21 protein-coding genes and 1 riboswitch are annotated in these 22,172 nt (G+C 37.6%); of the genes, 8 read left to right on the top strand and 13 right to left on the bottom strand.

Annotated elements, in window-relative coordinates; translation table 11 throughout:
• Positions 1 to 2: 2 nt before the first annotated feature.
• A complete protein-coding gene (locus BLR36_RS12005) occupies positions 3 to 620 on the bottom strand; it encodes a TetR/AcrR family transcriptional regulator (RefSeq protein ID WP_093061970.1) in 618 nt (205 codons plus the stop codon).
• A gap of 226 nt (positions 621 to 846) precedes the next feature.
• On the opposite strand from BLR36_RS12005, the gene BLR36_RS12010 reads away from it, so the two are divergent.
• A complete protein-coding gene (locus BLR36_RS12010) occupies positions 847 to 2,775 on the top strand; it encodes an FUSC family protein (protein ID WP_254771398.1) in 1,929 nt (642 codons plus the stop codon).
• Positions 2,776 to 2,870: 95 nt separating this feature from the next.
• Here BLR36_RS12010 and BLR36_RS12015 read toward each other — a convergent pair whose 3' ends face one another.
• The 7 genes from BLR36_RS12015 to BLR36_RS12045 all read right to left on the bottom strand — a co-directional run bounded on the left by BLR36_RS12015 (position 2,871) and on the right by BLR36_RS12045 (position 11,473).
• On the bottom strand, positions 2,871 to 3,635 hold the full coding sequence (locus BLR36_RS12015) for a sporulation protein (protein WP_093061971.1): 765 nt from the start codon (positions 3,633 to 3,635) through the stop codon (positions 2,871 to 2,873).
• A gap of 132 nt (positions 3,636 to 3,767) precedes the next feature.
• Positions 3,768 to 4,691, bottom strand: coding sequence for a DUF2971 domain-containing protein (locus BLR36_RS12020; RefSeq protein WP_093061972.1), 924 nt, complete (start codon positions 4,689 to 4,691; stop codon positions 3,768 to 3,770).
• 97 nt (positions 4,692 to 4,788) lie between these two features.
• The gene (locus tag BLR36_RS12025) at positions 4,789 to 6,837 is read right to left on the bottom strand and encodes a bifunctional diguanylate cyclase/phosphodiesterase (RefSeq protein WP_093061973.1); all 2,049 of its coding nucleotides are present in this window, start codon (positions 6,835 to 6,837) and stop codon (positions 4,789 to 4,791) included.
• A gap of 84 nt (positions 6,838 to 6,921) precedes the next feature.
• The gene (locus BLR36_RS12030; RefSeq protein ID WP_093061974.1) at positions 6,922 to 8,133 is read right to left on the bottom strand and encodes a quaternary amine ABC transporter ATP-binding protein; all 1,212 of its coding nucleotides are present in this window, start codon (positions 8,131 to 8,133) and stop codon (positions 6,922 to 6,924) included.
• Positions 8,130 to 8,990, bottom strand: coding sequence for an ABC transporter permease (locus BLR36_RS12035; RefSeq protein ID WP_093061975.1), 861 nt, complete (start codon positions 8,988 to 8,990; stop codon positions 8,130 to 8,132). The genes BLR36_RS12030 and BLR36_RS12035 overlap by 4 nt, the downstream gene beginning before the upstream one ends.
• Positions 8,991 to 9,064: 74 nt before the next feature.
• Positions 9,065 to 10,060: an ABC transporter substrate-binding protein gene (locus BLR36_RS12040; RefSeq protein ID WP_093061976.1), complete on the bottom strand. Its 996-nt coding sequence runs from the start codon at positions 10,058 to 10,060 to the stop codon at positions 9,065 to 9,067.
• Between the two features lie 450 nt (positions 10,061 to 10,510).
• Complete coding sequence (locus BLR36_RS12045) at positions 10,511 to 11,473, bottom strand: 2-hydroxyacid dehydrogenase (protein WP_093061977.1); 963 nt, start codon at positions 11,471 to 11,473, stop codon at positions 10,511 to 10,513.
• A 231-nt stretch (positions 11,474 to 11,704) separates the two neighbouring features.
• A riboswitch (TPP riboswitch) is annotated at positions 11,705 to 11,811 on the top strand.
• A gap of 80 nt (positions 11,812 to 11,891) precedes the next feature.
• Between BLR36_RS12045 and BLR36_RS12050 the strand changes: the two genes are divergently transcribed.
• The 6 genes from BLR36_RS12050 (at position 11,892) to BLR36_RS12075 (ending at position 16,281) form a co-directional block, all read left to right on the top strand.
• A complete protein-coding gene (locus BLR36_RS12050; RefSeq protein WP_093061978.1) occupies positions 11,892 to 12,473 on the top strand; it encodes a YkoF family thiamine/hydroxymethylpyrimidine-binding protein in 582 nt (193 codons plus the stop codon).
• A gap of 1 nt (position 12,474) precedes the next feature.
• Positions 12,475 to 13,056: an ECF transporter S component gene (locus BLR36_RS12055; RefSeq protein WP_093061979.1), complete on the top strand. Its 582-nt coding sequence runs from the start codon at positions 12,475 to 12,477 to the stop codon at positions 13,054 to 13,056.
• Positions 13,043 to 14,419: an ABC transporter ATP-binding protein gene (locus BLR36_RS12060; RefSeq protein ID WP_093061980.1), complete on the top strand. Its 1,377-nt coding sequence runs from the start codon at positions 13,043 to 13,045 to the stop codon at positions 14,417 to 14,419. The genes BLR36_RS12055 and BLR36_RS12060 overlap by 14 nt, the downstream gene beginning before the upstream one ends.
• Before the next feature lie 13 nt (positions 14,420 to 14,432).
• Positions 14,433 to 15,155, top strand: coding sequence for an energy-coupling factor transporter transmembrane component T family protein (locus BLR36_RS12065; protein WP_371326721.1), 723 nt, complete (start codon positions 14,433 to 14,435; stop codon positions 15,153 to 15,155).
• 164 nt (positions 15,156 to 15,319) lie between these two features.
• Positions 15,320 to 15,823 carry a DUF1697 domain-containing protein gene (locus tag BLR36_RS12070; RefSeq protein ID WP_175454066.1) on the top strand — a complete coding sequence of 168 codons (504 nt, stop codon included), beginning with the start codon at positions 15,320 to 15,322 and terminating at the stop codon, positions 15,821 to 15,823.
• 86 nt (positions 15,824 to 15,909) lie between these two features.
• The gene (locus BLR36_RS12075; protein ID WP_093061983.1) at positions 15,910 to 16,281 is read left to right on the top strand and encodes a VOC family protein; all 372 of its coding nucleotides are present in this window, start codon (positions 15,910 to 15,912) and stop codon (positions 16,279 to 16,281) included.
• A 71-nt stretch (positions 16,282 to 16,352) separates the two neighbouring features.
• Here the strand turns inward: BLR36_RS12075 and BLR36_RS12080 are convergent, their stop codons facing one another.
• Together BLR36_RS12080 and BLR36_RS12085 are read right to left on the bottom strand one after the other, a co-directional pair.
• A complete protein-coding gene (locus BLR36_RS12080) occupies positions 16,353 to 17,273 on the bottom strand; it encodes a DsbA family oxidoreductase (RefSeq protein WP_093061984.1) in 921 nt (306 codons plus the stop codon).
• Positions 17,263 to 17,601 carry a winged helix-turn-helix transcriptional regulator gene (locus BLR36_RS12085; protein ID WP_093061985.1) on the bottom strand — a complete coding sequence of 113 codons (339 nt, stop codon included), beginning with the start codon at positions 17,599 to 17,601 and terminating at the stop codon, positions 17,263 to 17,265. The genes BLR36_RS12080 and BLR36_RS12085 overlap by 11 nt, the downstream gene beginning before the upstream one ends.
• A gap of 168 nt (positions 17,602 to 17,769) precedes the next feature.
• Here BLR36_RS12085 and BLR36_RS12090 point away from each other — a divergent pair, with 168 nt between their 5' ends.
• Positions 17,770 to 18,321, top strand: a complete 552-nt coding sequence (locus BLR36_RS12090; protein WP_093061986.1) for a biotin transporter BioY — start codon at positions 17,770 to 17,772, stop codon at positions 18,319 to 18,321.
• An 89-nt stretch (positions 18,322 to 18,410) separates the two neighbouring features.
• Here the strand turns inward: BLR36_RS12090 and BLR36_RS12095 are convergent, their stop codons facing one another.
• The 3 genes from BLR36_RS12095 to BLR36_RS12105 are packed head-to-tail and all read right to left on the bottom strand — an operon-like array spanning position 18,411 to position 22,082.
• Positions 18,411 to 19,442 carry a ribonucleotide-diphosphate reductase subunit beta gene (locus tag BLR36_RS12095; RefSeq protein WP_093061987.1) on the bottom strand — a complete coding sequence of 344 codons (1,032 nt, stop codon included), beginning with the start codon at positions 19,440 to 19,442 and terminating at the stop codon, positions 18,411 to 18,413.
• Positions 19,414 to 19,869 carry a flavodoxin gene (locus BLR36_RS12100; RefSeq protein ID WP_093061988.1) on the bottom strand — a complete coding sequence of 152 codons (456 nt, stop codon included), beginning with the start codon at positions 19,867 to 19,869 and terminating at the stop codon, positions 19,414 to 19,416. Before BLR36_RS12100 ends, BLR36_RS12095 begins: the two co-directional genes overlap by 29 nt.
• Positions 19,857 to 22,082, bottom strand: coding sequence for a ribonucleoside-diphosphate reductase subunit alpha (locus BLR36_RS12105; protein ID WP_093061989.1), 2,226 nt, complete (start codon positions 22,080 to 22,082; stop codon positions 19,857 to 19,859). Before BLR36_RS12105 ends, BLR36_RS12100 begins: the two co-directional genes overlap by 13 nt.
• Positions 22,083 to 22,172: the final 90 nt, after the last annotated feature.

The following is a 22,172-nucleotide window of genomic DNA, read 5'->3' on the forward strand; positions in this document are numbered from 1 at the left end:
CCTTACTTTAATTTTTCTTGAAAGCCTAAAAGTAAAATATCTATTGCTAGGTTAAATGTTGGTTTCAATCTCTCCATTAATACTTCTAGCGGTTCATGCTGATAGGAATATGTACTTAACACCCCATTCAGTTGGTAATAAAAAATACGAGAAAACGCTAATAACTGTTCATCATCTGAAATGGAGAGGTTTTCCTCGATAACAGATTTCAACAGTTCAAAAATCTCAATTCGAAGTTGGTTGATATGTAACTCAGGCTTTTCATCCACTCTCGAGGACTTAGCATTGAAAAAAACATCATACATGCTTCGATTTTTTAAACAAAAGGAAATATACTCTAAACTAAGTTCTTTTAGCTTGATGTCTGCTGATAAGGAATCCACCTTTGAAATAACCTTCAATTTGTGATGCAATTCTTGCAATGACGGCACAGACAGCTCGTGCAGCAATGTCTCCTTATCTTTAAAATATAGATAAATGGTCGTATGTGAGCAGCCCGCATCCTTTGCAATTTCTCTTATCGTAACTGCATCATATCCTTTTTTAGCAAATAGTTTTGCAGCAGATTCCAATATCAACTTTTTCGTTTCTTCTGAACGTTGCTCCATCTTACTTTTCAAATGTAAAACCCCTCTTTCGCCAAACTAACCATTGGTTATATTATAACCAATGGTTAGTTTAATGTCAAAAAAGTGTTTACTTCATTAAAATACGCACACATAAATTATTCACTTTGTACATTTCATCTACTACAACCAGCAAGTGCCAATAATTTCAACTTTCATCATATCAGCAGTATAATTAGTTTTCATAATCCTTCAGCAACTGTGAAAAGGCGGAATCCATTTGAAAAATAAACCTACTGAGTCAGTTATGGCTACCCTACTCTTAACTATTAAACAAGCGTTTATCGTCAATAAAAACCCTCTTCCATGGCTAAAAGCTTTTACTGCAGGAGTTTGTGCAGGTCTACCTGTCCTCATCGGATTCTTATTGGGAAACTTGGAATACGGTCTGATAGCAGGAATCGGCGGCTTGACCTATCTATATGTTTTTAATATCCCTTATGCTTTTAGAGCAAAAAAATTATTGTTTGCATTAGTAGGACTATCATTTGCTATGGGTCTAGGAACGTTACTTGCACCCTATGCCTTCTTATCTGCAATAGCAGTAGCTATTATTGGTGCCCTTGTCACTTTTTTGTTTGGAGCACTAAGAATAACTGGACCAGCTGCTATTTTCATTGTACTAACCTTTCTAATGGGTACTGGTATGCCAATTGACCCTGTACTAGCCCCTATTCGAGCGGGACTTGTGTTCTTAGGTGGAGCATTTTCATGGATTATGGGGATGATTGGTTGGTTAAATAATCCTCATGGTCCCGAAAAGATGGCCGTGAAAAAAGTATATCTTGAACTAGCTAGCTTCCTAGAACTAGTTGGAACAGACGAATTAAATGAGTCCAAACAAAAAATTATTTCCTCATTAAAATTGGCAGGGAATATAATGCAGTCTGGCTATATTCCGTGGCGGGTAACAGAATCCTATAAACGACTTAATTTACTAAATGAACAGGCAAATAATATCTTTCTACATATCATTGAAAAGATGGAATCGAGAGATCAGCTATTACCTATAGAACTAAGTGAATCAATCAGGTCCATTGCACAGTCAATTGATAACTCTAAATCTAAAATAAAAATTCCACAGGGTGACGGTGACAGTGCTAATGATTTAACTATTTTTCATGATTTAGTTAAAGATACTGCAATTATTGCAAGCGAGCCAATATCCGTTATTCAAAGAAAAATAGTTATTTCTAAACCGTCACTACGTGTTGTGATAGGCGGTGCTTTTGATAAAAATTCAATCGTATTTTTAAATGCTTTTCGATATGGATTTGTGTTGTTTATAGCAGCTATTATCTCACAATCATTTGATTTTGAACGTTCCTATTGGGTTACGCTATCATGCGCAGCAGTGCTATCAGGGGCAACTATTATGGCAACCTTCCACCGTGCAATTCAACGATCTTTAGGGACCATTATTGGGATTTTGACCGCGACATCGATTCTATACTTTCAACCCGAAGGTTATATTATTGCAATTGCTATTTTCTTCCTCACTTTTCTAACAGAGCTTGCCATCGTATTAAATTATGGAATTGCTGCTTTATTCATCACACCTAATGCTCTTCTGCTTGCTGAGAGTACTACGAAAATTCATGATATTTCCTATTTTGCTTCTGCTCGCGTAATAGATGTCCTAATAGGGAGTGCCATTGGACTTATAGGTGCTTTTTTAATGAATCGAAAGAGTGCGGCTAGTTTACTTGCTCATACGATGGCCAAAACAATTCGCAGTGAACAGCAATTTCTATTTACTCTGTTCTCACAGGAACCAGCATTAGTTAAACCTGATTATTCAAAAGAACTTATTAAAATGCAAACAAACTTATCTAATTTACAAATTGTATATTCTACAGCATTAGGGGAAATCCCACGAGACAATACAAAGTTAGATTTGCTATTTCCTGCAATTCATTCCATCGAACACCTTGGATATTTACTAAATTCAGCTGCTAAATACAAAAATCGCCCTGTACTAGCGGATAGCGATTTATCTAAAATACTTCTAGTGTTTGAAACGCTAGCGAAATCAGCAGAGCAAGAGCGAATATTATCCAAAAAAGAGATGCCTAATATCATTGGATTTTCTAAAATACAAGCGGAGGTGCATCATCTCCAGGAAGCACTTCACAAAAGTGGAAAATAATAAACAGTTTCCTCACTTATCATCAAAACACCTCCAACCATTGAAAAATAGTTGGAGGTGCTATTATTTTATATGCGCCTAGAAAGAATTATGTGCTAAATGCCAATAGCTCTTTTTAGTTTGTCTTTAATAGTTGGTATGTCTTGTGAATTAAGGCTCATTCGAATGAACTTCTCGTCCATTTCCAATGCTTCTGCTAAAAGCCCCCCAAGGCCTCTTGCTCTGCGGTCAACCTGCATTAATATTTCAGCTGAGTGAGTGGATTGAGATAGAAATAGTATTTCTAATTCATCAAGTTTCTTTCTATAGAAACCGCTTATCGGCACAAATTCAAATTCTTGGACAAACGGATAGCGACTACCTAACTTATATGAAGCTTTCTCGCACTCCACTTTTCGTAATTTAAATCCAAGCTGTTCTACTGCCTCTAAAATAACTCCAGCTAATCTTGTTGGGCGGACGGTAATATAGTCTTTGTCTGTAGGATCAACACTATTCTTGATATCTAGTCCCGTGCTAACCCATACACGCGTGCTTCCATAGGTAACTGGCGTGTCTTCAGGAAGGGTCATGGAAAAGGGGATTACTTTCTTTTCATTCGCCCCAATGGTAAAAGGTTCGATAACTTTATATTTTTGGATAGCTGCTACATCTGTGTGTTTTCGGTCATTCGATTCACGAATATAGGTTGTATTTACTGTCAAATAAATTGCATCAATTTGTTGCTCTAGGTTTCCACCGATGACCTCCACTACACCTTGCATCTTTTCACCTGCAGTAAACTCTGACTTTTCTAGTTTTGTGTCTACTTTAGCCCCGCCAACTCCGATACTCGCCAATACTTTATTGAAAAATGACATAACACTTCTCCTTTGTTTTTGATATCCATTTTACGCTTTTGCACTCGGAAAGGTTTCAATTTATTAAGGACGCCTTTACCGCCATTCTTCCAACGCTTTTCGAGGCTTACATAGTAGCTTGCGCTTTTCTTTCTATCGATAAGGAATATGAGAAAGTTTTATAGGCACAGTGGGATAACCGACATTTTTCAAATAGTAGTTAATACTTCTGGCAGTGAATTCGTTGGTTCCGGAAGGACCTATAATGATTTGATTGACCGGAAGTCTGTTGTCATTTTGGAGAACTTTGTTATGTGTCTCTAATTCAATAAATGGCAGAATAATATTATCTCTTGCACGGAACTTCAGCTCATGCTGATACGGCATGCTTTTAGAGTTCGTCACAATAATTCGCCATTCTTTTTCCTCTGAAAAAGTAGCGTGCTTAAATAACGGGAGAAAGTACCCAATTGTTCTTGCCACTTCCTTAGGTGAAAATTTAGGCGTCTGGCCGCTTAGCTCTAAGCTAAGAAGCGACACGTTTATAATCCTACGAATAATTCGTTCCTGCAGCTTATGGTCGTATATTACTTTTCGAGGGAAAAAGTTCTCTTCACTTAAATGAAACGAAACATCAAATAAAGCCGAAAAGTCAAAACCTATCGAAATGCCATGCTGACTTCGACTATAGCCTCTCCATTGGCTTAGAAGGTCTCCGCTTTCACAAAAGGACACAACAAAAATATCTGTATCCTGCTCCTCGAGAATTGTAAAGACTTCTTCTAAGTATGTTCTCCTAAGATTACCTATTGGTAATTCTTGAATAAGCTTTTGGAGGATACTTTCACAAATCTCTAGTCCATGACTATATTCTTTCGAGTCATTCATAAACTTTATATGGGAAGCCCAAAAGGTTTTGTTGCTAATAATTCCTTGTGCGCCTTCTAAGTTTGTATAGTGATATAACGCTTTTATATTTTTTGTAAAGTATTTTCTAAATTCCTTACTGATTAACGGGATAAGAGCTTTTATATCGATACTTGAAGTAGGATTATGTTCTATCTCATATCTAGACATTTCAATAGCACCTCCTATCTTTATAGTAATACTTCAAGCTCTCGGTGTCTAAAACCATTGGAAATCTTAACAATAAAAAACCAGAAATAGAAAGAATTCAATCTTCCACTCTGGTTTCTCGGTACCACTGAATAAGTTCATGAGGCTGCATCGGCTTTGCAAAATAATATCCTTGAAAAATCGGTTTTCTACTAGCCCCCTTCAAGAAATTTACTTGCTCCTTCGTTTCTACTCCTTCAATGACTACGTTTAAATTTAATGATTCTCCTAATGTAACTATAGCCTGAACAATAGCAGAGTCTTTAGGTGAGATAGGTACATCATCTATAAATGATTTATCTATTTTTAAGGTCGATATGGGCATTTGCTTTAAATAAGAAAGTGAAGATACACCAGTACCAAAGTCATCTAATGCAACCGAGAAACCTTCTTTTCTAAACTCTCCTACCGCGCGCATAGCTTCTTCCATGTTTTTTACAAAGCTATTCTCCGTTATTTCTAATTCTATTTGTGAGGACTCCAGACCATACTCATTTAATTTTTGTGTTAATAACTTTAAAAGCAACGGAGAGGTAACATACTCACCTGGAATATTAATGGCTACCTGTTTAAAAGAAATGTTTTCTAGTTTCCAATCGGCTATTTGCTGACATACTCGACCTATTATCCAATCGGTTACTTTAACCATACGATCATATTCTTCTAAAATAGGAACAAACACAGCAGGTGATAGAAATCCATACTTTGGATGATTCCATCTCAATAATGCCTCAAGTCCTACCGTTTCATTCGGATTTAAACACACTTTCGGTTGATACACCAGAAACAGCTCATCATCATTCATTGCTCGATTAACGTCATCTGCTATTTCACGTTCAAATGTATACGTATGAATACTCGAATCATAGTAAACAATATCATGATTATATGTAATAGATGGGTAATTTAGAACCGCAAGGACATTTGTATATATATTTGGCGTATTTTCATATTGGTTTGCATCCGAGACAGCACAAACTCCATACAAGTAAACTTCATGACCTTTCACAATTATAGGCTTGCGAAGTACCGTCGCTATTTCCTTCAATGAACCTTTTAACTGCTTGGCACTATCCCCATCTCTAGCAATTAGTGCAATTCGATGCCCTTCTATACGATAAATCTCGACTTTGGAGGGAGTTAATGTTTTGAAGATATATACTAACCTCCGAATCACTTCATCCCCGAAAGCATAATTGAACTCTCTATTAATATGTTCCAAATCATGTATATGCCAAACAGCTAAAACTTTAGGAGAATGCAATTTTTTTTCAAATAAACGACGATTCGGTAATTGAGTAAATGGATCATAATAATTTGCCCGATACTCGATAAAACGATCTATAAAACTGGATAACAATAAAATACCTAATAGGATAGTCATTCCTAACGTGACAATAATCGCTAGTCCATACATTTCTGTCGAATGGAAATGCGATAAATTCATTTCATATCCTTTTGGGATATAAAAATTCATAGCAGCCATTCCTGTGTAATGCATACTAGAAATAGCTAAACCTATGATTAAAGATATTATTAATTGCACTTTATAATTCGTTTCGTATTTTTGTACTGTTGAAAAAATGTAAACGGCAATAACGGAGACAACAATCGCTATACAAATAGATGCTAAAAAAAGTATAGGGTTATATGTATAGACCACATCCATTTCCATCCCATACATTCCTAAATAGTGCATAGAAGAAATACCAGTCCCCATTGCTATTCCGGCAAAAAAATATGTCCATAAGTTTCGTCTTGGCAGGTTTGCCAAATAGAACGCGATAAATGACGCTAACATCGCAGGTATGATTGAAAGAACTGTCATGATATTATTGTAACTCATGCTTACAGGTAATGAAAAAGCACTCATACCAACAAAATGCATGGACCATATACCAAACCCCAAGCAAAGAGAGGCTAGAAATAACCAAAAGTTCTTATGAAAAAAACTATTTTCACTTGCACGTTTATTCAAGGACAGGGCTGTATAAGATGCCACTACCGCTATAATGATTGATAATATAACTATAATCAGAGAGTATTCTCCGTGAATTTCTACATTATTAATAGAACTTTCGTCATTAAAATTGAATATATTCTCCACCCCTCTCTATCCTTATTACTATACCATGGCTTGAAGAAGGCTAGGAATTAAGTGATTTTTCACTCATAAAAACACAGAAACTTGTTAAAGTTTCTGTGTCTCGTTTTGTTCGTCGGTACTCTCGCTGATTAAACTTGCTAATACGTGAACCCGCAGTATAATTCCCTTAATCGTTCGATCTTCATCTGTAACTACGATAGGATATTTGGAATCTAAGACAAATGGGATAATGTCTTGGACATATTCGTCAGGACGTACAGTTTTCACTTCTGTAGACATGACTTCTTGTAATGTCTTCTTTTCTTTCAGACCATTAATTGCCTGGTCTACTGTTACAATCCCTTGAATTTGACGTTTGCGATCAGTAACAAATGCGCTGGAAATACCATTTTCCCTCATAACCTGGATAGCCACATTAAGACCATCCTTCAAGGAAACTAAACCGTATGGCTTGGACATAATATGTTCAGCCTGCAAAATTTTGGAGCGATCAATATCACGGATAAATTCTGAAATGTAGTTGCTTGCCGGTTTCTCTAAAATTTCTTCTGGAGTACCGACTTGTTCTACTTTTCCATCCTTCATCACTGCTACACGATCACCAATTTTAAAAGCTTCATTTACATCATGTGTGATAAAAATAATTGTTTTTTGTAATTTATTTTGAATGTCTAGCAGCTCTAATTGCATTTCACGACGTATTAAAGGATCGAGCGCACTAAACGGTTCATCCATTAGTAAAATATCTGGATCATTTGCTAGAGCTCTAGCAATCCCTACACGCTGGCGCATCCCTCCAGATAATTCATCTGGGTATTGATTTTCGTATCCTTTGAGCCCTACTGTTTCTAAATGTTTCCCGGCAATTTCACGACGCTCCGCTTTCGACATTCCTCTTATTTCCAAACCATATTCAATATTCTCTAATACGGTTCTATGGCTGAATAAGCCAAAATGTTGAAATACCATAGCAATTTTTTTCTGACGGAAATATTTTAATTGGTTTTTATTATATCCAACTACATTTTCTCCATCTACATAAATAGCTCCAGACGTTGGTTTGTTTAGTAAATTTAAGCAACGGATTAAGGTCGATTTCCCACTCCCGGAAAGTCCCATTATGACGAATGTTTCGCCTTCCATAATTTCCATAGAGGCATTATAAACTCCCACGGTATGACCCGTCTTTGCTAGAATCTCATCCTTTGGAACACCCTTTTCAACCATTGGAATGACTTTTTTAGGTCTTGGTCCAAAGATTTTAGAGACATTTTCCACTTTGAGTTTTACTGTCATGCTGCATCCCTCCTATGTTTCTGAAGGCGGTTTGCAATTCCACCGGTAATTCGATCAATAATAATCGCTAAAAATACGATACTTATTCCTGCTTCAAATCCAAGCGAAATATCGATTCGATTAATCGCATATAGTACACGTTCTCCAAGACCTTGAGCACCAACCATCGATCCAACAACTGCCATAGATAGCGCCATCATCGTCGTTTGGTTTACACCAGCCATAATAGTCGGTAATGCTTGAGGTAGTTGTACTTTCATGAGCATTTGAGATGTGGAAGAACCAAATGATTGTGCGGATTCAACTACTTCTTTATCTACATTACGAATTCCTAGCTCGGTCAATCTAATAACCGGAGGAAGTGCGTATATGATAGTAGCAATTACTGCTGGAACGTTTCCTAATGGGAAGAAAAAAATTACAGGTATCAAATAGACAAAGCTTGGCATTGTTTGCATCGCATCTAAAACTGGTCGCATAACCGTGGACAGCGTTTTACTAAATGCGGTTCCAACACCTAGTGGAATACCGATAACAAGTGAAAGTATTACGGAAATTAATACAATCGAAATAGTGGTCATTGTTTCTGGCCACAGATCGAAAGTGCCTATAAGAAATATAAAAGCTCCAAAAAGAAGCCCTCCATACAAATTAGTAAAATACCAGCCTAATAGAAAAATAATAATGATAAAAATCCACCAAGGAATGGCTAGAAGACCAGCTTCTAGCCCCTTAATCATGGAAGAAGAAATAACAAAGATAAAATCAAAGAACGCATCAAAATTCATAGCTAAAAAGTCTATGAAATTTTCAACTACATCCCCAATCGGAATTCGTACATTAGGAAATTCTGTCATACACTTTGGACTGTATCAAAAAGAACAGTCTCCTTCACCTCACCTTTTTTGGGATAGATTACTTTAATCATGAATTAGTTTAAAGCTGCTTTCACTTTTTCTGCGGCTTCCTCAGACACCCATGTTGTCCAAAGGTCTTCATGCTCTTTCATCCACCAAAGTGCGGCTTCATCTGGTTCTACTTCGTTTTCGTTCATATAAGCCAATGCTTCTTCTGTTAATGCATTACTAGTTTCATATTTGCTTAAGAAATCCGTAACATTTTTTGCTTGTGTTGGTAAATCTTTATGTACAGCTATAACTACATCATTTGGAGGGAATTCAGTTCCTTTAGATTCTTCCCAAGTTGCTTCATCATATGGTTCATCCTCAAGCAATGTTAAATCATAGCTTGCAGTTACCCAAGTTGGTGACCAGTAATACCCTACCCATGGTTGTCCCTTTTTATATGCTCCTGCTAAGTCTGCTACGATTGCAGAGTCTGATCCTGGGGCTAAGTAATTGTATTTTGCATCAAGACCATATGTTTCAAGTTTCGTCTCCAAGTGTTCACTTACTACCCAACTAGACGGTGCACCAATTATTCTTCCTTTGGTGCTATCTTCAGGATCTTGGAAAAGCTCTGGATATTTCTCAAGGTCTTGTACAGTTTTTAAATCAGGTGCAACTGCTTCAATTCCTCTTTCTGCATCTCCTTCTATCACATAAGTTGGAACATAAAGTCCTTGCGAATTATCGTTGAAATTAGTTGCTAACTTCACAATTTTTCCACTATCTATTGCTTTTTCATAAACTTCCTTTGTATTATCTGTCCATATTTCCATATAAACATTGATGTCACCCTGTTCAAGTGATTGTAACGTCGCTGCTGTAGTTCCACTTGTAACTTCGGTTTTATATCCATAACCCTCTTCAACTATTAGTTGGGCAATACTATTGTGGACACGAATGCTATCCCATCCTGCATCTGCAAATTTAATCACTTCAATACTGTCTTTGCTCGATTCACTACTGCATGCGCCCAGTACTAAAAGTGTGCACATTGAAACAAACAACAATAACTTTCTCATCTTTTTTCCCCTTTTCTCTATTAAAATAAATTAGACATATAGTCCTACTCTCCAATTACATACCCTTTTTTCTAGATTTTAATCCTACATTTTTTTAATACCCTACACCACCAAAATTTCCATAATTATGGTATGTCTATTTTATGGTTTTTTATGTTACTAGAGTTTTTGGATTGAAGCAAATGAATGAAGAAGAAACATGGGGAATTATTTTAAAAAACTGAATATTTATATCTACATATATAGTTTACATGTACTATTTATATAGTATTTATTGTGTTTTTAAATATCTTCATTAGGTACTATGGCACAATCTTGAATTTTTCGTATTTTATCGTTTAAAGGAGAATTATAAGAGGAAATTTGAGCCATAAGATTAATTCGATTTTTTAAATTGTTAAATAAAAAAGAAAGAGTGGTCCTTGTCTATAAGGGACCACTACTTAAGTATTAGACTACTCGATTTTTAGGTTGTTTACCTTCCAATACTGCTTCTATATCTTTTGAGTTCATTTGCATCATAGCAAGACGAGTTCGTATACTAGCACTGCCGATATGAGGGGACATCGTTACATTCGGTAGTGTTAGCAGTGGATGATTAACCGGAACAGGCTCTTGTTCAAATACATCCATCCCTGCAGCCCAAATCTTTTTGTTTACTAGTGCATCGTATAGTGCTTTTTCGTCTACAATGCTACCTCGTGCAACATTAATAATAGCCGAGGTTTCCTTCATAAGATTCAGTTCTCGCTCACCTATTAATCCCTTTGTTTCCGGTGTCAGCGGAGTTAATAGAATGACAAAATCAGATTTCTTTAGTAAGTCGTCTAATTCCGCATAAGTAAAACCATATGTTTCTTCCGCATCCAATTTTCTAGTGCGATTATGATATAACACATTCATATCAAACCCTTTCGCACGTCTTGCAACAGCTTCTCCTATGCGTCCCATACCTACAATACCGAGCGTTGCGCCGAAAACATCCATACCTGTATATTGCATTGGTGACCAAGAAGTCCAATTTCCTGAACGAATTTCTTGTTCTACTTCAGTGATTCTTCGAGCTGTCGCTAAGAGTAGAGCAAATGTTAAGTCTGCTGTTGTCTCGGTTAGTACTCCCGGAGTGTTTGTTACGGCAATACCATGTTCTTTTGCAGCTTCTATATCAATATTGTTAAAACCTACTCCGAAGTTACTAATTACTTTTAGATTAGGTAGACTTTCTATAAGTGCTCGGTCTATATTGTCAGACAGCATTGTCCAAAGAGCTTGTACGTCCTTAGCATTTGTTTTTATTTCCTCATAGGTCATTCCTTTTTCTTCACTATGCCACATATGTACTTCAAATTTTTCTCTTAACGGTTCTACGATTTCTTCCGGTAATTTACGTGTTATGTATATTTTGTCCAAAATTCTTCCTCCTTAAATTATTTGTTCCGGTGATTGTTAGGTGGATTCGGGTGATTCTCTCGCAGATTCGGATAATTATCAGCTAGATTCAGGTGATTCTCTCCAACTTTCCGGTGTTTCTCCCCATATTGTTGGGTTAAATTAAGCATGGACGAAAGTACGAAATTTTGCAAACATATTTACAACTTCAACTAGCTACGTTATACTCTGAGCATATTAAAAACTACATACCGTTTTGCGCACTAGGGGTGCCCACTTTGGCTGAGATGCGAGCTTTTTGCTACGATCCCTTACAACTCGATCAGGATAATACCTGCGTGAGGAAGTGCGGTGACTTCCCTAATATTTTTGTATTGGATAAGTGGCTGCATCTTCACGGATGTGGTCTTTTTTTATGAAAAAGTATAGGGAGGTTTTTTAAATGGAATGTGGATTGAGCCCAATTATCGGATTTCGTTTTTCGCTACATCCGATGACAAATGATTTTATCAAGGTGATTAAAGGTGCCTTGAAGGAAACGGACATATCATCTGTGTGGATGCACACAGATGATGTGTCAACGGTTATTCGCGGGAAACAAGTTCATGTATTCAATGTGGCTAAAGCAATTACACTGCATGCTGCTAAAACAGGAGAGCATATTGCTCTGTCTGGTACTTTTTCTGCTGGTTGCCCAGGTGATTCTGCTGGTGATGTGTATCTAGATAAGGACGATACAATTGCCAACATAGATAATACGAAGCAATATGTTTCCTCGCAATTTGCTCTATATCCCATGAATAACCCGGATTATATGGACATCATTTATCGTGAAGTGGATCGTGCTAAAGAAATGGGTGTGTTTAATGAATCTATGCATTATGCAAGTGGTATTCACGGTGATATCCATGAAGTATTTGCCTTTTATGAAGAAGCTTTTACAAATGCTCGCTCTGAAGAATATAAGCATTTAGTAATGACCGTTTCGATGAGTATTAATAGCCCTTCCCATGGAGGTCTCTAATATGTTGAAATCATGGAAGCTAAAAGAGATTGTTCTTATGTCTTTGTTTTCGGTTGTCTTTGGGATTGTGTATCTATTGTTTCTGCATGTCGGTAATATTTGGGCTGGGTTTATTGGACCGATTGCGTATGAGTGGATTTTTGGTATTTGGTTTATCGTGTCTATAATTTGTATGTATATTATCCGAAAGCCTGGTGCTGCTGTCATTTCTGAAACGATTGCTGCTGCTGTCGAGGTGTTATTAGGAAATGCTGTTGGTCCACGATTAATACTTTCTGGTGTCATTCAAGGGTTAGGTGCAGAAGCAGTGTTTGCTGCTACAAGGTATAAACGATTTGATCTATGGGTTCTAATGCTAGCGGGTATAGGATCTTCGATATTTAGTTTCGTCTATGGATATTTGTTAGGTGGGTTTACGGTTTTTAGTATGGGCTATGTTGCATTAATGCTAGGCATACGTATTTTAAGTGGTGCACTTATCGCGGGTGTTGGAGGTAAAGCGGTTGCCGATGGATTACTGGCAACTGGTTCTCTTCGCGGATATGCTATTTCCCGTCCGAAAAAAGGTGATGTTCGTGCATAATGTCATATCCTTCGAACATGTAAGCTTTCGGTATCCAGATGAGGAAAAATGGATTCTAAATGACTTTTCTTTTGCAGTACAAAAAGGAACCAGAGTTGTGTTAACTGGTCCAAGTGGATGTGGTAAATCGACCCTACTTTATTTGTGTAATCGATTATATCCAGAGAATTGTGATGGTATTTTGACGGGTAAGATTAAGCTTTTGGGGAAGGATAGTTCTTCGTTCATTCCCGGGGAAATAAATCATCGAATTGCCACTGTTTTTCAGGATCCAGATGCCCAGTTTTGCATGCAAACAGTGGAAGAGGAGCTCGCTTTTACATTGGAAAATTTACATGTGAAGAGGGAAGAAATGGATAATCGAATAACCGAAGTGCTTGCACTCACTAATTTGAGTGAATTTCGATATTCTATTATTCAACAGCTCTCAGGTGGTCAAAAGCAACAAATTGCTACTGCCTGCGCACTTATTATGGAGCCAGAGGTTTTGCTGTTAGACGAGCCGATCGCTCATTTAGATCCTTATACTGCTAAGCATTATATTGAATGGCTAGATCAGCTACAACAAAAGCGTAAACTGACGATTGTTGCGATTGAACATCGTTTATACTTATGGGGAGATTTTTTTGATAGGATTATTCCTTTGAATGAAAGCGAGGAAGTATCTGCGCTTTCAAAAAGAATGACTTCTATGCAGTCCGAGACTTCGTTTCAAGCAATTAAAATAGAAACAAAGAATTTTTTAAAATCTACCTCCTTTACATTACAGCGTGGGGAGATTGCAATCCTTGTTGGTCCAAATGGTAGTGGGAAATCGACTTTATTGAAAGCTTTATGTAAATTGTTACCTGCTAGTGGCTTAGTAGAGCCGTCGTTTCTAGGCTATGTTCCACAATCTCCCGAATTTTTATTTTTAACGAAAAATGTGAAAGACGAAGTAGCATATGGCGGTGGATATGATGTGGATAACCTGATGGATCGACTAAAGCTAATGGACATTGCCCCCTCTCATCCTTTTGCTATTAGTCACGGTCAAAAGCGCAGAGTTGCCATTGCCGCAATGCTTTGTGACGGTAGAGAAGTGATTTTGATGGATGAACCTACTTCAGGTCAAGATGCTATGGCTTTGTCTGAGTTATTCCAATTGATCGATGGGCGTGCTCAGGAAGGAACTACCTTTTTAATCGTCACACATGATATGGAGTTTGCCTATTGTTTAGCAGATTCGGTTTTATTGATGGATGATGGTAGATTAACCGGAAAGTTTCCAGCGAAGGATGTTTGGGAAAACGATCGGTTATTGCTTGAACATCATCTACTTCCTCCGAAAGGACTGATGCTACGTGAGAAGTCTTTTGCATAGGATGAATCCTTCGGTGAAGTTTGTAGTAATTACTCTTTGCATGTTCACAATGGCTTTCTTCTTTGACCCATGGACACCGCTTGTGTTTTGGGTTAGTGTACTTCTGCTTCAAATATTATTCAGTCAAATTGACTGGAAAAAGTGGCTTTTGTTCATGCTGCCTTTTTTTATCATGGCTTTCGGTTATTTTTGGACGACACTTGTGTTTGCTAAAGAAACGACTGGTCCTATCATTTGGTCATTCGGATTTGTTCATGTGACAGAAATCCAGTTAGATCATGCACTATCTTTAAGCCTACGTGTTTTAGCCTTTTCTAGTTTGTCTCTATTATTTGCCTTAACGACTAATCCCGTTACTTTCATATTAAGTTTAATGCAGCAATTAAAATTATCCCCTAAAATAGCTTATGGCATTTTAGTAGGGTTTCAGTTTTTGCCCGTTATAAAGGACGAGTTTATTCAAATTCAACAAGCACAAAGGTTGAGAGGAGTTGTCCAAAAGAAAAACGCTATCCAAAGACTATTCGCAACCCGTCTAGTGCTCATTCCCTTGCTTGCTGGTGCTGTTCGTAAAGCGGAGCGATCTGCATTTGCGATGGAAGCAAGAGGCTTTACAGGAGAGCGAAGAAGTAGTTACTTCCACGTGATTTCAGTAGGTAAAGTGGATGCTTTGCTAATAGTACTGTTTTTATTCGTGCTAGTTTTTAGCTGTACGAATACCTTCTGGCTTGGTTAATATAAAGGTAGAGATTTATGATTTTAAACGAATGTTGAGATGTAGTGCAGTACTAAGAAATAATTGTGAGAGGTAAGGAGCGTACTCAGGTACGTGACTGACTGATCGAATGAAATTGACGACGTAATGTGCTGCATATTAAGATTCGCAAAGGGGTGATGAGGATGCCATCAGTAATATTACTTCGTGGGATCAATCTTGGAGCTAAAAATAAAGTAGACATGAAATCATTGAAGTCTCTTTTTATAGAGATGGGCTATAAAAATGTACAAACCTATATTCAGACAGGAAACGTACTTGTAGAACAACCTGATATTGATGTTCCTTTTATAGAAGGAGCTCTCAGAGAATCGTATGGATTTGAAATACCCGTCGCTGTCCGTTCTAAAGAAGAATTAGCGGAAATCGTGCAACTTCCAGTCTTCTCGAAAGAGCAAGTGTATGTGATGTTTTTAGTTCAGGAAATTTCTGAAGAACAACAAGAGATGCTTGCAAGCCTAATAGATGATGAGTTTGTTGTTTGGAAAAAACAAAATGTGATTATTAACCTGTCTAAAAATTATCATCAAACGAAATTTACAAATGCATTTTTTGAGCGAAAGCTCGGTATTCCCTCCACAGCTCGCAATAAAAATACGGTTAACAAAATATTAGGCAAGCTTTCATAAGGATTCCTTATACTTATTGATGACTTTTATAAATTATCCTTATCACTAGCTTTTTAGTAAAATGTAAGTATAGGGAGGGATTAACGATGTCATTTGTATTTCAATCGATCGATCACGTTCAATTAGCTGCTCCAAAGGGTTCAGAGTCATCTGCAAGAAATTTTTATGGGGAAGTTTTGGGTTTTACAGAAGTAGAAAAGCCAGAACTTCTTAAAAAACGAGGTGGTGTTTGGTTTGCATTTGGCTCTTATCAAATCCATATAGGTATTGAAGAACCATTTGCACCTGCAAAAAAAGCACATCCCGCATTTCAAATAGAAAATTTAGATGCATTAAAGGCACATTTGTATAAAAGTGAAGTAAGTTTTGTAGTAGATACTGACCTGCCAGGAGCAGACCGAATATATGTACATGACCCATTTGGTAATCGCATCGAAGTATTAGAGTGGAAATCTTAAATTAGCATGCAAAAAGACCGTATTTCATTACACAGTAATACGGTCTTTTTGTTGTTCATTTATGAATTTGTCTATGCTAGTACATAATATGTTTCGCCAAGGACAGTTCCTGATTTAACTTCGTTTTCCGGGAAAGATTGTTGAACAAACCCCTCTACTTCCACTTGTTCAATACCATAAATGGTTTCAATCTCTTTTGAGAATAATCGTCTTCCATCTGATAGCAAAGTTGGTAATGCTGGAGCTTTATTTGCTTGTAGCAATTCTTTTTGTCCTAATGCTTGCATTAATCCATTAGTGTAATCTTCATAGCTACGTTGACCAACCAGTTTTACCCCCTTGTTTTCTTTGTTAACTATAATAATCGTTGGAAAACCACGAACACCAAAGCGTTGAGCAATCTCAAAGTCTTGTTGTAATAGGCGTTCTCCCTCTTCACTGTTCGCCTTTTCTACAATTTCTTTACCATCTAATCCTATTTCGTTAACGAGGCGTACTAATACTTCCTCTTCGGCAATATTCTCATTGAAGGCAAATACCGCTTCTCTTAATTTACGTAAAAAGATTTCAGCAGCTTCCGCCTTCACGGATTGTACGATCTTCCATACACGTGAAGGAGGGTAAGATGAGTGCACTGGATTATCCAACCACAAAGAACCATCTATTGGCATACGGTAATGTTCGCCTACCTCTCGCCAGTGTCCTGCCACATCCTTCGGTCCACCAATTCCATTGCTAACATCGGCAAAACCATCCCAAGTAGGCAGTAGTCCACCCATCACTGTATGCATTTTAAACGTATCGCCGTAAGCTGCAGTAAATTTAGCTATTTCGGGTTCTAGAGCCCAACAATGCGAACAAATCGGATCACTAAAAAAGTATACCTCCACCTCTTTATTTGGACGGCTAAAGTCCATTAGACCTGTTTCATTATCTTCTGTAACTCCGCAAATACCTGTCTCTAAATCGCATGCCATTGGATTATTTTTCATTTGAATTCTCCTTTTCACTTTTTTTATAGTCGTATGCCCACTGTTGTACCGGTCGTAAAGCTTGCACTAATGCACTTCCTTGATCTGTTAAACGATAGGTAATAGTAGTAGAGGGGCTTAGCGTTACCTCTTTGCTCACTAATCCATACTCCATAAGTTCTTGTAAACAGCTTGATAATGCGCGAGGAGTAATATTTGTTATACCCTTTTTCAGTTCACTAAATGAGTACTCCATTTGTTCATTTGTTGATAAATAATGCAATATAAAACCATTCCACTTTTTCCCTAGTATTTGAAATGCATATTCTAAGTTGGGGCAAATTGCCAAATAAATTGCTCCTTTCTTTACACTTGATATACTTATTATATCAAGTGTAAAAAGTATATCAAGTGTTTTGTTCCATTAAAAAAATCCGGAAATTCACTAGTCAACTCCACACCTTTGTGTTAACCTATTTATTGAAATGAGTTAACACATTTGAAGGGGCTGTTTATTTTGAAAAAGGGTGATACTTATCAATACGTATTAGCAGCAATTGGTGCAGCAATTATTGCTATACTCGCACAGGTGACGATTCCTTTACCACTTGTACCAATCACAGGACAAACTTTTGCAATCGGTTTAGTCGTTACCATATTAGGTATGAGATTAGGTGTATTATCGGTAATCGTATATATTTTAATCGGGGCAGTAGGGATGCCAGTATTCAGTGGTATGTCAGGCGGACTAGGAATAGTAGTAGGACCAACAGGTGGCTATATTGTTGGATTCTTGCCATCTGCGATTATTATGGGAATCTACATGAGAAAGTTTGGCATTACAATCACACATGCGATTGTAGCAAACTTAATTGGTATGGTTGTCACATTGGTATTCGGTACAGTTTGGTTAAAAATCATAGCTGACTTGACATGGACAGCAGCATTTATGGGTGGTGTGGCTCCATTTATTATCGTAGGGGTTATTAAAGCGGTACTAGCTGCATGGTTCGGTGTTGTCATACGACGTCGCTTAGAAACAGCGCATTTGGTCAAGGCAACTGTATAAATTAAATGAGGCTCATGGTTAGATGTTACATAAATATTTCAAAAACAAAAACGCATGAATGGTTTACGACCATCCATGCGTTTTCCTTTTTATAGATCATCAAATCCATTATCAATTGCATTTACTTTTACGTATTGGCGCGATTTTTGCTCAAAGAAATCTGTTTTTGTACCATCGATATTATCAGCATAAGCACGTATCCATTTCATTGGATTTTCTACATATTCTGGGTAGATTTCATCCAGCCCAATAAGGCGAAGCATTTTGTTGGCACGGTATTTAATATACCCATGCATTTCATCTAGTTCGATTCCTTCAATATCAGCTAGTACATACTCCGACCATTCTATTTCTAATTCTACGGATTCTTTAAATTGTTCGTATACCCATCCAATTAGCTCTTGGTTATTCAGCTCCGGGTTTTCAAAAAGAGTAGCTCTAAACAGTTCAGATATAAATCTACCATGCTCTAGCTCGTCTCGGTTAATATAGCTAATCATTGTAGAAGTCCCAACCATCTTGTTATAGCGAGCAAGATTATAGAAGTAGGCAAAGCCTGAATAGAAGAATAATCCTTCTAGCAAAGTTGTATACGTTAAGGTTTTTACTATATTTTCTGTCGTAGGCTTTTCTACGAAATTATTATAATACTTAGCGATATTTTGATTGCGCTTGAGTAAAATTTCGTCTGTTCTCCCAAACTCGAATGCCTTATTTTGTTGATCAAGTGATACTACTGAAGATAGCACATACGAATAACTTTCATTATGCACCGCTTCCTGCTGGGCAATTACTGCCATGATTGATTGAACCGATGGGTCGGTTGCGTAAAGCGATAATAACAGTGCGGTACGTGTTTGTGGTGCATCTAAAGTTGCAAGCAAGCCAATTATTTTCAAATAAGCATCCTGCTCCGAATGACTAAGGCTCGCGAACTGTTTAATATCATTGGACATATTAATTTCATCTGCCTGCCAGTAGTTACCTAGCAAACGCTTGTACATCTTATGCCAGTGAGGATACGCAATATCGTTCCAGTTCAATATCCCACTTGACTGACCGTTGAAAATTCCCGTCGACTTATTTGGATTTCTAGGTTCTAATGTTTTTGCCTTTTGCATGCTCCAAAACTCCTTCTAACCATTTACTTACCAGCTGTTCCTGGCTACCTCTCGGTGATTGCTCGATTTTTAACCCCGGGTATTCACTGTTATAAAAACGAACTAATTTGTTTACAGCATTACAGAACAGATTGTCTCCGCCAAACTGTGTGTCACCAGAGCCAAATATATAGACATTTTTGGGCTTGCCTCCAACCTCTTTTACAAAATCCTTCATTTCCTCCGGCGTACTTCCTTTATCCCAAGTAAAAGTTCCGAGAAAAATAAGGTCATATTCATATAAATTCGGCACTACTCCATAGCCAATGCAGTACATATCTACGTCGATATCATCGGTTTCCAATTTCACTTTTAGTAGATCTGCTATTTCTTCTGTGTTTCCGCTATAGCTTAAATAACAAATAATTGTCTTCATTAGCTTGAACATGATTCACATTCCACTAATTCCACAGATGTAGAACGCACGTAATAAGTTGTTTTTAATCCACTATTCCATGCATCTAAGTGCAAATCTAATAATTCTTTCGCTTTAATCGTATTTTGCACATATAAATTTAACGATACGCCTTGGTCGATGTGACGCTGACGTGCAGCGTTTTGTTTAAGTGTCCAATGCTGATCAATGAAATACGCTGATTTGTAATACCATGTAGTTTCGGAATTTAAATCCGGTACTGTAACTGGAATTTTATAATCCTTCTTCTCTTCCGAGTAAGACTTTTGGAAAATCGGATCAATGCTTGCAGTACTCCCCGCTAAAATGGACGTCGACGAATTAGGAGCCACTGCCATTAAATAACCATTTCGTATTCCACTTTCGCTTACTTGCTCACGTAATTCATTCCACGATTCACTATCATAATGACGTTGGTCAAAATAAACTCCTGTTTGCCAATCCGATCCTTCAAATAAAGGATATGCCCCTTTTTCCATTGCAAGCTCAGCCGAAGCTTTAATCGTCAAGTAAGCAATTTTTTCATATAACGTATCCGCAAGCTCCACTGCTTCATCCGATTCCCAGCGAATATTCTTCAGTGCAAGCAAATGATGCCACCCAAATGTTCCTAGACCAATTCCTCTATACCTAGAATTTGTACGCTGAGCTTGAGGAACTGGAATCAGATTGAGGTCTATCACATTGTCGAGCATTCGAACCTGTATTTTTATCAGCTTTTCCAATACATCTGCTGGAACTGCTTTCCCTAAATTTATAGAAGATAGATTACATACGACAAAGTCCCCTGGCTTACGTCGAGTGACAATGATATCGTCCTCCAGTTTAATCGATTCAAATGTGGTTGCGCTTTGATTTTGGAAGATTTCTGTACAAAGATTACTACTGTAAATCATCCCAGCATGTTTGTTTGGATTGCTGCGGTTGACCTCATCGCGGTAAAACATGTACGGTACACCTGTCTCTAGCTGAGAGCGCATAATTCGTTTCATCAAGTCGATAGCAGGAACTGTTTCACGAGACAAACGGTGATCACTTACGCATTCTTCATATTTATGGCGGAATGATCCATCCCCCCGTTTTTCATCATAAAAATCCTCTAGCGAATAGCCTTTTAGCTGACGAACCTCATGAGGGTCAAATAAATACCATTCTTCTCTAGCATTTACCTTCTCCATAAATAAATCTGGCAAGCACACACCTGTAAAAATATCGTGCGCACGAAGGCGATCATCCCCGTTATTTAAACGTAAATCTAAAAATGTAAAGATATCTTTATGCCACACATCTAAGTAAACAGCTACAGCTCCTTGGCGCTGACCAAGCTGATCCACACTTACCGCTGTATTATTAAGCTGCTTAATCCAAGGCAGTACCCCACTGGATGCCCCAACAAAACCCCTAATCGAAGACCCACGGCTACGCACTTTCCCCATATAAACACCGATACCACCACCAAATTTAGAAAGTGTCGCTACGTCCGTATTGCTATCGTATATTCCTTGAAGACTATCATCTACCGTGTCGATAAAACAGCTAGAAAGCTGTCCATGAGGCTTTCCTGCATTAGATAGTGTTGGTGTTGCTACCGTCATGTACAGATTGCTCATTGCCCAATAGGCTTCTTTGATTTTCTGTATACGATTTTCTTGTTCGTCTTTCATAAGAGTCATCGCAATTATTAGCCAGCGCTCCTGAGGCAACTCGACAATTGTTTTATCAAAGTCCTTTGCTACATAGCGATCCAACAACGTCTTTACACCGATATAAGTAAATAAATAATCTCTTTCTTGTACGAGGATTTCTGATAGCTGTTCAAGTTCGGGTAGGGCATACGCTTCTTTAAGTCGTTTATCGTAAATACCTTTTTCACTTAAGACCTGTACATTTTTTGCAAATTTTGTGTATACCGCATCGGCAGTTGTTTTTCTTCGTTCAGCTACTTGTTCGTAAACTTCTGCTAAATGGATTCGTGCAGCGACAAAGGTCCAGTACGTTTCTTGCTCATCTAGAAAGCTTAAAGCTTCCAGTGACATTGACTTGGACCAAGCGGCTATTGTACCTTCGGGGTGCTTTTGTATCCATCTTTCATGTGTTTTGATAAGCGGAGCAATTTTCTCTTCCCCAAATTCTTTGATTAGATTATGTAATACTTCTTGTTTCGTTGTGTTTGAGATGATTGTCATTTGAGTTCCTCCTATTTTTAAACGTGTATAACACAAAAAAGCGATGTCACAGCCGTCTTCGGCTGAGCCATCGCTCAAGATTTAAAAGTA

The organism is Psychrobacillus sp. OK028 (assembly GCF_900103605.1).
Taxonomy (GTDB): Bacteria; Bacillota; Bacilli; order Bacillales_A; family Planococcaceae; genus Psychrobacillus.

Coding starts and splice junctions, on each gene's coding strand:
- BLR36_RS12050 (WP_093061978.1), top strand. CDS start 11,892: ATGGAATGTGGATTGAGCCCAATTATCGGATTTCGTTTTTCGCTACAT.
- BLR36_RS12105 (WP_093061989.1), bottom strand. CDS start 22,082: ATGACAATCATCTCAAACACAACGAAACAAGAAGTATTACATAATCTA.
- BLR36_RS12030 (WP_093061974.1), bottom strand. CDS start 8,133: ATGACAGTAAAACTCAAAGTGGAAAATGTCTCTAAAATCTTTGGACCA.
- BLR36_RS12095 (WP_093061987.1), bottom strand. CDS start 19,442: ATGCAAAAGGCAAAAACATTAGAACCTAGAAATCCAAATAAGTCGACG.
- BLR36_RS12020 (WP_093061972.1), bottom strand. CDS start 4,691: ATGTCTAGATATGAGATAGAACATAATCCTACTTCAAGTATCGATATA.
- BLR36_RS12015 (WP_093061971.1), bottom strand. CDS start 3,635: ATGTCATTTTTCAATAAAGTATTGGCGAGTATCGGAGTTGGCGGGGCT.
- BLR36_RS12055 (WP_093061979.1), top strand. CDS start 12,475: ATGTTGAAATCATGGAAGCTAAAAGAGATTGTTCTTATGTCTTTGTTT.
- BLR36_RS12100 (WP_093061988.1), bottom strand. CDS start 19,869: ATGTTCAAGCTAATGAAGACAATTATTTGTTATTTAAGCTATAGCGGA.
- BLR36_RS12080 (WP_093061984.1), bottom strand. CDS start 17,273: ATGAAAAATAATCCAATGGCATGCGATTTAGAGACAGGTATTTGCGGA.
- BLR36_RS12070 (WP_175454066.1), top strand. CDS start 15,320: ATGCCATCAGTAATATTACTTCGTGGGATCAATCTTGGAGCTAAAAAT.
- BLR36_RS12075 (WP_093061983.1), top strand. CDS start 15,910: ATGTCATTTGTATTTCAATCGATCGATCACGTTCAATTAGCTGCTCCA.
- BLR36_RS12040 (WP_093061976.1), bottom strand. CDS start 10,060: ATGAGAAAGTTATTGTTGTTTGTTTCAATGTGCACACTTTTAGTACTG.
- BLR36_RS12060 (WP_093061980.1), top strand. CDS start 13,043: ATGTTCGTGCATAATGTCATATCCTTCGAACATGTAAGCTTTCGGTAT.
- BLR36_RS12035 (WP_093061975.1), bottom strand. CDS start 8,990: ATGACAGAATTTCCTAATGTACGAATTCCGATTGGGGATGTAGTTGAA.